The 12,559-nt window shown below is 59.4% G+C and carries 12 protein-coding genes; 5 read left to right on the top strand and 7 right to left on the bottom strand.

What is annotated here, in order from left to right; genetic code table 11:
- From AACS18_RS09360 to AACS18_RS09350, 3 genes are all read left to right on the top strand, one after another.
- Positions 1–790: hypothetical protein (locus tag AACS18_RS09360; RefSeq protein ID WP_219927966.1), on the top strand; the 790-nt coding region annotated here is incomplete at its 5' end.
- 152 nt (positions 791–942) lie between these two features.
- A complete protein-coding gene (locus AACS18_RS09355; RefSeq protein WP_108612215.1) occupies positions 943–1,998 on the top strand; it encodes a site-specific integrase in 1,056 nt (351 codons plus the stop codon).
- Positions 1,999–2,028: 30 nt separating this feature from the next.
- Positions 2,029–2,391, top strand: a complete 363-nt coding sequence (locus AACS18_RS09350) for a DUF7079 family protein (protein ID WP_108612214.1) — start codon at positions 2,029–2,031, stop codon at positions 2,389–2,391.
- Positions 2,392–2,588: 197 nt separating this feature from the next.
- On the opposite strand, the gene AACS18_RS09345 is transcribed toward AACS18_RS09350, so the two are convergent.
- The 4 genes from AACS18_RS09345 to AACS18_RS09330 all read right to left on the bottom strand — a co-directional run bounded on the left by AACS18_RS09345 (position 2,589) and on the right by AACS18_RS09330 (position 5,946).
- Positions 2,589–2,792 (bottom strand): hypothetical protein, encoded by a 204-nt coding sequence (locus AACS18_RS09345; protein ID WP_108612213.1) that lies wholly within the window; start codon positions 2,790–2,792, stop codon positions 2,589–2,591.
- 182 nt (positions 2,793–2,974) lie between these two features.
- Complete coding sequence (locus tag AACS18_RS09340; RefSeq protein ID WP_108612212.1) at positions 2,975–4,507, bottom strand: tripartite tricarboxylate transporter permease; 1,533 nt, start codon at positions 4,505–4,507, stop codon at positions 2,975–2,977.
- Positions 4,508–4,516: 9 nt separating this feature from the next.
- Positions 4,517–4,948, bottom strand: a complete 432-nt coding sequence (locus AACS18_RS09335) for a tripartite tricarboxylate transporter TctB family protein (RefSeq protein WP_108612211.1) — start codon at positions 4,946–4,948, stop codon at positions 4,517–4,519.
- An 11-nt stretch (positions 4,949–4,959) separates the two neighbouring features.
- Complete coding sequence (locus tag AACS18_RS09330) at positions 4,960–5,946, bottom strand: Bug family tripartite tricarboxylate transporter substrate binding protein (protein WP_108612210.1); 987 nt, start codon at positions 5,944–5,946, stop codon at positions 4,960–4,962.
- 222 nt (positions 5,947–6,168) lie between these two features.
- On the opposite strand from AACS18_RS09330, the gene tctD reads away from it, so the two are divergent.
- Together tctD and AACS18_RS09320 are read left to right on the top strand one after the other, a co-directional pair.
- Positions 6,169–6,843, top strand: coding sequence for a transcriptional regulator TctD (tctD, locus tag AACS18_RS09325; protein ID WP_108612209.1), 675 nt, complete (start codon positions 6,169–6,171; stop codon positions 6,841–6,843).
- Entirely contained in the window at positions 6,803–8,242 is a 1,440-nt protein-coding gene (locus AACS18_RS09320) for a sensor histidine kinase (RefSeq protein WP_258228690.1), read from the top strand. The genes tctD and AACS18_RS09320 overlap by 41 nt, the downstream gene beginning before the upstream one ends.
- Before the next feature lie 65 nt (positions 8,243–8,307).
- Here AACS18_RS09320 and AACS18_RS09315 read toward each other — a convergent pair whose 3' ends face one another.
- From AACS18_RS09315 to AACS18_RS09305, 3 genes are all read right to left on the bottom strand, one after another.
- Complete coding sequence (locus tag AACS18_RS09315; RefSeq protein ID WP_108612208.1) at positions 8,308–8,556, bottom strand: GlsB/YeaQ/YmgE family stress response membrane protein; 249 nt, start codon at positions 8,554–8,556, stop codon at positions 8,308–8,310.
- Positions 8,557–8,804: 248 nt separating this feature from the next.
- On the bottom strand, positions 8,805–8,981 hold the full coding sequence (locus AACS18_RS09310; RefSeq protein WP_005337420.1) for a DUF3606 domain-containing protein: 177 nt from the start codon (positions 8,979–8,981) through the stop codon (positions 8,805–8,807).
- 257 nt (positions 8,982–9,238) lie between these two features.
- Positions 9,239–12,559 (bottom strand): ImpA family metalloprotease (locus AACS18_RS09305; protein ID WP_258228689.1); only part of this gene is annotated, 3,321 nt, incomplete at its 5' end.

The raw sequence follows: 12,559 nt of genomic DNA, 5'->3' as shown, positions 1-12,559 counted from the left end.
GCACTGGTTGAATGTCCAAAAAGTTATACATGACGCACTTTCCCCGCTTGGTTTAAATATAAGAATGGTAAGTCATTCCGATGAAGTTAATGTTATTCAGAAAAATATAATTCAAAATCTATTTATGGATGACATTATCATATGTGATGTAAGTTCTAGAAATCCGAATGTAATGTTTGAACTTGGGGTTAGGTTGACATTTGATAAGCCTGTGGTATTGATCAAAGATCATGATACGCCCATTTCATTTGACATAGGAAATATATATCACATTACGTATCCGCGGTCTCTTAATTATGCTGAAATATTGGTTTTCCAGAAGGAATTACTCGATAAGGTTATTGCGACAATGGAGAAAGCTAAAGGTGAGGGGTATTCTCCATTCTTGCAAGGATTTTCTATACCAGTGAAAAACAAAGGTAGTATTGAAACAAAGGAAGTTGATTCTAATGAGTACTATGCAATTCAGTTAAATGAAATCAATGAAAAATTAAATAAAGTTATCGCTAGGGCAGGTGAAGGTGAGTTGGGGCATCTCCGAGGTAACTCCACTAACATGTGGTTGGACGTGACTAAAAATTTGGTTACCCTGCGTAATGAGCCTCAACGACGAATTGTTCTCTATGCAAGAAATATTGTTAGGGAAGCGATGACTTTGCCGGAGACAGAAAGAAACAAAAGAGATCTCGAAATCTTCATTCGAAGTTATGCGATAAAGAACAAGCTTGAGCTAAATAATAGCGAGGTTGAAACGTTGGTTTCATTAGTTTTATCTGAAATGGGTAAATAACCCACGGGATGATTTTTGTGAGGGATTTTTAACTGGGATGCCGTTTTTTAGAATGTATGTTATCAATGAGTCGTTAGGTGCTGGTGTTTGAATGGGTGATGTTTCCAAAGCGTGGAAAACTTGTGTGATGGGGGAGAGAGGCTAGAGGGAGTATGGCAGTAAGAAAGCAAATATCTGGCATCTGGCTTACGGAGGTCTATCCGGAAGGGCGACCTAGCAAGACAAACCCCAACGCACCACGGATCCGCAAGCAGTTTGCCACCAAGGGCGAGGCGTTGGCGTTTGAGCGCTTTATGCTGGATCCGGACAAGGGTAAGCCTTGGCTGGAAGGGCAGGGAGAACCTACCGATGGTCGACACCTCTCCGAGTTGGTCGAACTCTGGTTTGGTCGCCACGGCCAGAGCCTGCGTGATGGTGAGGCTCGTAAATCCAAACTACTGACCATCTGCCAGTCCCTCGGAGACCCGCTGGCTGTGAACTTTACCGCTCGTGATTTTGCAGCCTACCGTGAAGCTCGCCTCTCGGGCGATATCACTGATCGACGCGCTATCAATCAAGAGAAGCAGGGCGTCACCCCGAATACGGTTAACCGCGAACATGCTTACCTGCGCGCGGTGTTCAATGAGCTGAAAAGGCTAGGGGAGTGGCAGGGGGAAAATCCCCTTGATGGCTTGCGAGCCTACAAGGTGGCCGAGGCCGAGCTGGCTTTTCTCTACCCTGACGAACTCAAACGCCTGCTGGCCGCCTGCGCCGAGAGCCCAAACTCCGATCTATTGTTGGTGGTGAAACTCTGCCTGGCCACCGGTGCCCGCTGGTCTGAGGTTGAAGAGCTGACCCAGTCCCAGGTATCCCCCAACCGCATCACCTTCACCCGTACCAAGAGCAAGAAGAGTCGCAGCGTACCCATCAGCCCCGAGCTCTATGCCCAGTTGCCCAGAAAGCGCGGCCGCCTGTTTGGCGACTGCTATCGAGCCTTCGAGATGGTGGTCGAGCGAGCAGGGCTGGAGCTGCCCGCGGGGCAGAATACCCACGTTTTACGTCACACCTTCGCCAGTCACTTTATGATGAACGGCGGTAACATCTTGGTGCTGCAGAAGATCCTCGGCCACTCCACCATCGCCATGACCATGCGCTACGCACATTTTGCCCCTGATCATCTGGAAGATGCGGTTCGTCTAAATCCTCTTTCTATTTGTGGTTTAGAATAATTCGGGTGGGGTTGAGGCTGAGGGGGTCTGATGAAGGGAACTAGGTCTGATGTCGAGTTGTGTGAAGCACTCTCAGGTTTTTTCGTTGATAACGAAGTGGACTATCGCTACATCGCCAAAGTAGCCAAAGCATTTCCCATAGAGCATGTGGAAAAAGCCTTGTTTGAATGGGTTGCCCCTGTCTGTTACACCAACATGTTGACCCCTGTCCCTGAGATTTGGAGCGGCTTTGAAAGGGATCGGCTTTGGCTTGATATCCAGACCCTGCTGAAAGAAGAATCCGAAGCGGGCCTTCTCAAGAAAACCACCATCAACTTGCGGCAGTTTTATCTGCGTCGGGAGTATGCCGAGGAGTGGGGAAGGCTGCAGAGAATGCTGTCAGGTGGGGGCTGAAAGTGGCGACAGAGTGGCGACAAAATTTTAAATGAGTGGTCATTTTTGGCTGTTATTGGTTCACTAACTCTTTGATTTTTATGTAAGTGCTTGTTTTATCATAGGGCCAAATCAGATTTAAAATCCCTCGACGTTCGCGTCGTGCCGGTTCGATTCCGGCCTCGGCACCATTAAAATCAAAGAGTTACGAAAGGCCACTAGAAATAGTGGCCTTTTTCTTTTTCCTCCGAATCCACATTTGATCCAAACAGGTGCTGTCCGGTAGAGCCTCCGGCGTTTAATTGCCAGTTCAAGCTCACTATCAGGCTTGCCACCCCCTGACTCGGTGGGGAATACAGATCGAGAACAAGGGATACAGCGGCCAGTCTGAATATTTCCTTGTCACGTAGCGGCTTGCTCATAAGACCTGCTGAATGATGTCAGTTTGAGGCTCTTGAGGTGTCAGAGAAAGCGGGGCGATTAGCGTTGATATATTGGGTGTTTTTATACCGTTAGTGACAGATGGATGCGGTCTGTTAAAAAGGGCGAGATCGTTCAGATCTCGCCCTTTTATATCAATATATCCCGTCATCTTTCTATCGGATCAGGCACCCTGCTCCGGGCGGGCGTCCGGGATCAGCGGATCGGCTTTGCGGCGGCGCAGCAGGCGTACCAGCGGGGGCAGGGCGATCACTACGATAGCCAGTATCAGCAGGGTCTGGCTGATGCCGCTGCTCCACAGGATGGCGGTGTCGCCATTGCTGATGGAGAGGGCGCGGCGCAGGTTCTGCTCCAGCATTTCACCCAGCACGAAGCCCAGAATGAGCGGTGACATGGGGAAGTGCATCTTGCGCAGCAGGTAGCCAAAGACCCCGAGGGCCACCATCAGCAACAGGTCGAAGGTGGTGCTGTGCACCGCATAGACTCCCACTGCCGAGACGCTGGCGATGGCGGGCACCAAAAACCAGAGCGGGATGGAGAGCATGCGGGTAAAGAGCCCCACCATGGGGATGTTCATCACCAGCAGCATGACGTTGGCCAGCAAGAGGGCGGCGATCAGTCCCCACACCACATCGGGCTGTTCGGTGAACATGGTGGGGCCGGGGGTGATGTTATAGAGGGTCAGTGCCCCCATCATCACCGCCGTGGTACCCGACCCCGGCACTCCCAGTGTCAGCATGGGGATAAAGGAGCCGCAGGCTGAGGCGTTGTTGGCCGCCTCCGGTGCGGCCACGCCGCGAATGTCCCCTTCGCCGAATTTGGCATTGGGCCCCGCCAGTCGCTTCTCGGTCATGTAGGTGATGGCACTGGCGATGGTGGCACCGGCGCCGGGCAGAATGCCGACGAAGAAGCCGATGGTGGAGGAGCGCAACATGGTGCCGGTGCAATGGACCAGCTCCTTGAAGTTGAACAGCATCCGTCCGGTGGTGCGCACCAGCTTGCCGCCGCCGCTGGTGTGTTCCAGCATCAGCAGGATCTCGCTCACCGAGAAGAGGCCGATCACCACCACGATAAACTGCACCCCGTCCGAGAGGTGAACGCTGTCGAAGGTGAAGCGATAGACGCCGGTGTTGGCATCCACCCCGACGGTGGCGAGCCCCAGCCCAATCAGCGCCGCCATAAAGGACTTGAGCGGGTTCTGGCTCATCATGCTGCCAAGGCAGGCGATGGCGAACACCATCAGGGCGAAATACTCAGCCGGGCCGAAGGCGAGGGACCAGCGCGCCAGCGCCGGGGCGAACAGGATGATCCCCCCGATGGCGAGCATGGAGCCGACAAAGGAGCTGACCGCCGAGATGGAGAGGGCCACTCCCGCCTTGCCCTGCTGGGCCATGGGGTAGCCATCCAGCGCGGTCATGATGGCGGCGGCATCCCCCGGCACGTTGAGCAGGATCGAGGAGATCCGCCCGCCATACTCGCAACCTATGTAGACGGTGGCGAGCAGAATGAGCGCCGATTCGGGGGGCAGCTTGAGGGCAAAGGCCAGCGGCAACAGGATGGCGACCCCGTTGATGGGGCCAAGGCCCGGCAGCAGGCCGACCACGGTGCCGACAAAGCAGCCGATCAGGGCAATCACCAGATTCTCCGGGGTGAGTGCCACCGCAAAGCCCTGGGAGAGGTACATCCAGGTATCCATATTGACTCCTTAAGAGAACCAGACGCCGAGGGGCAGGGTGACATCCAGCAGCCGGTCGAAGGCGAGATAGAGCACCAGACCGCCGACAACGCCGGAGAGCAGGGCAGCCTTGGCAGAGGCGCCAAACAGGCGCCCCAGAACAAAGGTGAGCAGGGTGGTGGCCAGCGGAAAGCCCAGCCACTCGAAGCTGGCACCGTACCCGGCCAGCGCCACCACCATGATGGCGAGGTGGCGCAGGGTACGCAGCGGCGGCCAGCTGACGGTGTCCGGCTGGCGGCGCAGCAGCAACAGGGCGCAGAACGCCATCAGGCCGATGATGCCGAGCGGGAAGGGGCGCGGCCCCAGCGGCTCATAGCTGTATTCGCTCTGGATCTGCCAGGCGATGGCGGCACCTGCCAGACAGAGCAGCAGCCAGATGGCGGCGAAGATGCGATCGCTCATGGCTGCGGCTCCTATTTGGCCAGACCGAAGGCTTTGGCCTGTTCGCGATATTGCGCCACCTGCTCCTTGACGTAGCTGTCGAGCGCCTCGCCGGTGAGGTCAAACTCGAACAGGCCGCGCAGATCCCGCTGCGCTTTGAAGGTGTCGGTCTTCACCAACTGATCGAAGGTCTGCTTCCACCACTGGTATTCGCTGTCGCTTACCTTGGGGCCGACATAGAAGCCGCGGATCACCGGCCACACCAGGTCATAACCCTGCTCCTTGGCTGTGGGGATGGTGGCCAGCTTGCCGGGCAGCCGCTCGGCAGAGAACACCGCCAGCACCCGCAGCTTGTCGCCGCCGATATAGGGCACCATCTCGCTCAAATCGCCGGAGACCGCCTGCACATGGTTGCCAAGCAGCGCGGTGACCGGCTCGCCGCCCCCTTCAAAGGCGACGTAGCGCATCTTGTGCGGGTCAACCCCGGCCTGTTTGGCCAGCAGCGCCGTCTTCATCCAGTCCTGACTGCCGATGGAGGCACCCGCGCCGATCACCACGCTGTTGGGATCGCGCTCCATAGCGCTCACCAGCTCCTTGAGGTTCTGATAGGGGGCATCGTGGCGCACCGCGATCATGCCGTAATCGGTGCCCACCGCCGCCAGCCAGCGCACATCGTCCACCCCGTAACGGCCAAATTTCCCCTGTGAGAGGTTGAGCAGGGAGCCACCGGAGAAGGCGACCACGGTCCCCGCCTCGGCGGGGCGCTGGGCCACGATGGCGTTGTAGGCCACGGCGCCGACCCCGCCCGGCATATAGGTGACCCGCATCGGCTTGTCGATGGTGCCGGTCTCCTGCAGGCTCACCTGCAGCAGCTTGCAGGTGAGATCGAAACCACCGCCCGGTTTGGCCGATGCGATGCATTCGGTACGGCTCGGAGTCGTGGCACTTTCGGCCGCCTGCAGTGGCAGGGCGCCGAGCAGGGTTAGCAGGGCGAGGGCATGACGTGTGCGTTGCTTCATGGTTGTGTGCTCCATCTTGTCGTTGTTTTTCCTGGGTGTGACTCCGTCGATAGACGAAGTGATGCGAAATTGTTAAAACAACAACCTTTCATTCACCTTTCAATCGCTGACCAAGAGCCGGGAGTGTGACTCTGATCGCACCTTCTCCCGCAATGGCAGTGACGAAGGGATGCAGTTGAAGCAGTAAGGCTGAATGCCGTGGTTAGGAACAAGGGGAGAGGGATGCGCTTGCTGTTGGCAGAAGATAATCACGAACTGGCCCACTGGTTGTCGCGGGCACTCACCAGCGCCGGTTTCGCGGTGGATTGGGTGGCTGACGGGGCTCAGGCTGATCACCTGCTGCGCCACGAACAGTACGCGCTGGCGGTGCTCGATATCGAGATGCCCAAGCTCGACGGGCTGGCGGTACTCGGCCGGTTGCGTAGTCGGGGGCAGGGGGTGCCGGTGCTGCTGCTCACCGCCCGCGGCGCGGTGGAGGAGCGGATCTGCGGCCTCAATGCCGGAGCCGATGACTATCTGGCCAAGCCGTTCGATCTGGGGGAGCTGGATGCCCGGCTGCGGGCCCTGCTGCGGCGCAGCGAAAGTGGCGGTGCCGAGTTGCGGCTGGGGCGGCTGACCCTGCACCCCGACGGCTATTTTCTGCTGGCCGATGCCCGCCTTGCCCTGACTCCGCGTGAGCAGGCGCTGCTGACAGCGCTGATGTACCGCCACGGGCGGCCCGTCGCCAAGGGGCAGCTGTTCGAGCAGGTGTTCAACCTAGATGACGAGGTAGGGCTCGACAGCATCGATCTCTATATCCACCGGCTGCGCAAAAAGCTGGTGGGCAGCGGGGTGGTGATCACCACACTGCGCGGTCTTGGCTATCTGTTGGAAGCGGCGCCGGAGGCCTCCCATTAGTCGCTCCCTGCTCCATCAACTGCTGCTGTTTCTGGGCGGCCCCCTGCTGATCCTTTGGGCTGCCTCGGCCTGGTACAGCTACTACGGCGCGCTGGCGGCGGCCACCTCGGCCTATGATCGCACCCTGCTCGCCTCGGCCCGCACCGTTGCCGAGCGGCTGACGGCAGCCGAAGGCAGCCTCAGGGTGGATGTGCCCTATGTGGTGCTCGACAGCTTCGAGCGCAACATGCGCGATCGCCTCTTCTACCAGGTGCGCGGCATCGACGATAGGGTCATCTCCGGCTTTGATGACCTGCCCCCCATGCCGGACGGTACGCCCCTGACCGACCGCTATCCGGCGCTCGCCTACTTCTACGACGGGCTTTATCAGGAGGCGCCGATCCGCGCCGTGATGCTGCTGCAACCGGTGGGTGAGGGGGGCGTCAACGGCATGGCCCGCATCACGGTGGCGGAAACCCTGCTCGGTCGCCAGCAGCTGGCGGAGCAGCTGCTCTGGTCGGCCCTGCTGACCCAGGGGGCGCTGGTGGTGCTTACCCTGCTGCTCGCTTATCTGTTGCTCAAACGGCTGCTCACCCCGATGCGGCGTTTGTCGCGGGAGATCCTGCGCCGCGATGCCGCCAATCTTGCCCCCTTGCCGGATTTGCTTCCCTGGCAGGAGACCCGGCCGCTGGTGCAGGCGTTCAACCGCCAGCTGGCTCGATTGCGCCAGCTAGTGGCCCGGCAGGAGCGCTTTAGCGCCGATGCCGCCCATCAGCTGCGCACCCCGCTCACCATTTTGAAAACCCAAGTTGAGGTGGCGCGCGGCAGTGGCAATCCGGCCCTGATGAGCGAAAGCCTCGATGCCATGGCCGTGCGGCTCGATCACACCATCGCCCTGACCGAGCGGTTACTGCTGCTGGCGCGACTCAAGTCAGACGAGTGCTCCGGGCTGCGCCAGCGGGAGCCCATCGAGTTGACGGCGCTGGTGCAGCAGGCCTGTTTGTCACGGCTGGCGCAGGCCCGCAGCAAGGGGATCGATCTCGGGTACGAGGGGGAGGAGTCCGCCATCATGGTGGCGGGGGAGCCGCTGCTGCTCGGGGAGCTTTGTGCCAACCTGCTCGACAACGCCATCAAATACACCCCGCCCCACGGCACCGTGACGGCGCGGGTGGTGCGAAGCAATGGGCAGATCTGGCTGGAGGTAGAGGATAGCGGCCCCGGCATCGCCCCCGAGCTGGCGGAACGGGTCTGGCAGCCGTTCCAGCGCCTCGAGCAGGGGAGTGAACAGCCGGGAGCGGGGCTTGGTCTGGCACTGGTGCGCGATATCGCCCACTACCACCACGGCGAAGTGGTATTGCTGCCGGCCACCCAGCTGGGGGGCTTGCTGGTGAGGCTGATCTTGCCGCTGGCAACATCGTGAGGGCGATAAAAAAGAGAGGGCACCTCGCGGTGCCCTGTTTATCTACACATAGATGGCGGTGGGGGTCAGCTGCGGATCTTGTTGAAGACAAACAGGACGATAAGGGCACCCACGGTCGCCAGCGCGATGCTCGGGATATTGAAACCGGTCACCGAGCCCAGCCCCAGCAGGGTACCCATATAGCCGCCAACCATGGCGCCGACAATCCCCAGCAGGGCGGTCATGAAGAAGCCACCGCCGTCGCGGCCCGGCATGATCCACTTCGCCAGAATACCCACCAACAGTCCCAATACGATCCAGGTGATAAAGCCCATGGATTAATCCTCTCTGTGTGTTTGAGCCCGCATTATAGGCAGGGATGCCGGGATGCGAAGGGCCAGACGGCGCTGGCTGGTCACAAGCTGTCGGACGGCGGCCGGCGCTGGTCGGGCTGCACAGTCCGGTTATGAGCGGTTGAAAGGCGGTATGTGTGCAGCCAAACCGGAGGCAGGACGGGCCCACGTAAAGGCCAAGATGAGAAAAGCCCCGCGAGCGGGGCCGGGTTTGTGACGGGGTTGCACCCTCACTTCTTGAGGTATTTTCGGATCGCCTTGCCTGAGGTGCCGACTGCCTTGACCGCCCGTTTCAGCTGGACTTCGGTGCACTCGAACATTTTGATCCACTGCTTCATCTCATAGGGATCGTTGACATTGATCTTCTTGGCATCGAACGGGTGAGCGACCGCATTGCTGTCAGGCATATAAACCTCAACTTGTTGAAATAGCTGGCGAGAAAGATGTTTCTGCCTGAGCGCCATCATCCTCTCAATTGGCAAGGGGCAAGGTGACGGAGTTCACACAACCCGGGGACTGAAGGAGGAGTGCAGGTTTGCTTTGCTGATCTGTGAGCGATCACCACTTATTCCACCCTCTTCACAGCATCAACAACGGGGCCAGAGGCCGGATAAACAACAAGCGCCCAGCCGGGCGCTTGTTGTGGTTATCGCGATGATCCTATTCAGGGTGTTGGGCAGGCGCTTGGCGAGCCGATGTTGCGAGGCCAGAGGGTGGATCCGTCGCTTTCGGAGAGCGGCAGGAATGTGACCCCTTCGCTCATGTTGGCTGGGGGCAGGTCATCCTCCAGCACATACATCCCCATCGGCAGGCTGCCATAACGCTGGTTGGCCTGCACCTGAGCGACCGCGAGGCTGGAGTAACGCAGGCCAAGCAGATCGAAGTGATTGCGCCAGTCCCAACCGGTGAGCCGACTGAGTGCAACCAGCATAAAGTCATTGCCCGGTATGTCGCGCACCCGTTTGCCGCCATAGACCGCATGCCCCGAGTAGGGGAACAGGCTAAAGCCGAGCCTATCCTTGTTGGCATTCCACTGCGCTTCACTGTCGGCTGCCGCGCCGAAGATCCGTGAATGCTGATAGAGCAGGGTGAAGATAGTGAAGCCATCGTTCAGCCGGGTGCCATCAGTCAGGAGCATACGGTGGGCGCGTAATGCCATCTGGATATAAAACGCCATGCGATAGCCGTTGTGGACGGCGTAGGCATTGCTCTTCCAGGGGGCTTCGTAGCGACTCTCGCCGGTATCGAGCACCTGGCAGTTGGCCCCGAGCACGACGCGGTTGCCACTCCTGTCCCTTACCTGCGCCGCATCAGACATGAACACATAGAAGAGATCCTTGTGATTCATGTGTCCATCCTTGATGGGCGCCGTGTTGCCATCTCTCAGATAATGGGCGCGCCACTTCACCACATAAGGGAAGATATTGTTGGAGTTTTCCCCCGCCCGGCTGCCGTAGCCACTCCAGTTGTCGGCATCGCCTGCCGCAGCGTACTGCACGTTCAACCGGTTGGTCTGCAGGTTGTGGCCCAGTTCGTGATTGTCGAGCCAGCCGGTCGGGCTGATGCTGCCGGAAGAGTCCCACGGGTTGCCACTACAACCGCTGCCGCAATGGGCATTCTGGTCATAGTTGGCATGCTGGATGATGGTGCGGGTATGAATCGACTCATCGAGACAACCCTCCCCCAGCAGTGCCACGCAGGCGTTTTTCACATCTGCCGGCAGCGACTCATCGAGCCCCTTGCCCTGAATTTTCAGGCCCGCCAGGGTGTAGACGCCATTGATGTGATCCCGGGCGATGCTGTCGAGCAGGGCATTGGTGTCGGGGATGACGCCACCCACCGCCTTGGTGAAGCGATCCCGGCGCAGATGCTGTTCGGCGCCATCGGCCCGCAGATCGATATGGGGCAGCTCGGTTTGTTCCAGCCGCTCGTTGAACTCGCGTATCTGCTGCTCATCACCGAAATCCATGATGGCCGGATGACGGGTGACGCCCGTGGCGCTCACCTGGACGGCCAGTGATGCTGCCCCCCCTTCCAGATAGAGGTAGATAGGGCCGCCATAAGGAGAGGTGAAGGTGACGCTGCCCCCCTTGGCCAAGGTCAGTCGTCCGGTGGTCAGCTCCAGCGGTGTTCGATAGAGCTTCTGCTCATAGGCGCGATTGGTGTTGGGCCTGTGGTAGTTGAGTCGGACGGTAGCGGACACATCGGCGTTATCGGTGCGTCTCAGGGTGATGGTTTGTCCCGGCAGGGCATACCAGCCGGTGGTGGTCCACTGCCCGCTGTAGGGAACCGCAATGCGCCGACTGTCGGTGAGCGTCGCGGGATAGGCATAGTGAGCGGCCTCTCCTTTCACCACCTTGCTGCGATCGGTGACGTACTCCCCCAGATCGGGTTGGGCCGGGGTACGGGTGCGGGCATAGCTCACCAGCCAGTCGGCAAACATCGCCTGCTGCCAGGATTGATGTTCATCCCAGGCAATCGGGTAGTCGATGGCGGCACGGTATTTGTCGGCCAGCAGCAGGGTGGCGGGCAACAGTGTCACGCCGTCACGGGCAAAGGGGCTGATCCCGGCCTTGTCGAGGGTGATGGCCGCATTTCTCAGCCAGTCGGCACCCTGCTTGAACTGCTGGTTGAAGCTCTCCGAGCCACTGCAATTGATAAAGTTGCCGCCGCAGCTATCGAGCCACTGGGTCGTGAAGTTGCGATCCTGAAGGTTGCCAAGCAGGGTATCGACCGCCATCAGCTGGGGGTCGGGTGCCATGATGGTGTTCACTGCCAGACTGCTGGCTCTGAGTTTTGACCAGTAGTTGCCCCAGGTGACCAGCCCCATATCGAGATAGAGGGGGCTTAGCAGCGGGCTGGCATCGCGCCGATAGTTGGAGAGCAGCAGCGGGATCCCGGCCGCTTTGGCCTTGGCGATCGCCTCTGCGATACCTTGATACCCCAGCCCCTGGCGGTCGATATCGCTGATCACGATAAGCTCCGGCGTCATGGTGTCGATACAGTCGCTCAGCGCCTGATAATCGCAGGTATTGGCCGGGTTGATGCTGTGTTTGTCGGGATAGATCGCCTTGAGCCAGTCCCGCACGCCTTCGTTATGGGGAAAATAGGCGCTATCGGTGCGGCTTGGCATCTGGGCGGTGAGGATGCGCAGGCCATCGCTATCCTTGCCCCGGGTCAGCCAGCCAATCAGGCCCTTGAGCAGCGCCTCGCTCTGCGCTGTGCGGCCAACGGAAAACAGGTTCGCCCCCATGGCGGCCTGACGGTAATCGGCTTGCTCGGAGACCATCACCAGCCCCCGGATCTCGCTCTCCCCCTTGCCATTGATGTTGGAGGGGAGCAGGGTCACCGTGCTCTCCGGTTGGAAGCTGGAAAAGGTGATGGAGTCGTGGCTCGGGTTCCAGCTGATCTCTGCCATTCCCTGATAGAGGCTGCGAACCAGCTCGGTGCGGTGCGCCTCACTGTCGGCAATCGCCGCACGGGCATGGGCGATCAGGGATTGCTCGCTGGCAAGGGTATGATCTTCCCGGGCAATCGCATTGGCGGCATCGCTGATAAAGCGGGCCGAGATCTGACAATCGGCGCGCATGGGGGCTGTGGTGTAGGTGTTGCCCGTCAGTGTGCCCTCACACCCAGTGATCTGCGCCAGTACGAAGCCACTTTCGGGCTGCACGGTGAAACGGCCCTGTTCACCGACGTTCAGACGCAGGGCGTCGGGGCTTAGCGCGCCTCCCTGAGAAGCTTGGGTGGTGGCGTTGAAATAGACGGCGGCACTCTCCTGCGTGAAGCTGGCCGAGATCTGGCAATCGCTGCTCATGGGGCCAGTGGTATAGGTGAGGCCGTCCAGGGTGCCATCACATCCGCTTATCCCGGTCAGGAGGTAACCGCTGTCAGCCTGTACCGAGAAGCGCCCCTGTTCACCCGCCGCCAACCGCAGGCTGGTGGGGTTCAACTGTCCGCCCGCGCTGCTCTGGCTGGATGCCTC

It is taken from the genome of Aeromonas sp. HMWF015 (assembly GCF_963878965.1).
Classification (GTDB): Bacteria; Pseudomonadota; Gammaproteobacteria; order Enterobacterales; family Aeromonadaceae; genus Aeromonas; species Aeromonas veronii.
This window is presented reverse-complemented; position numbering and strand designations above follow the sequence as displayed.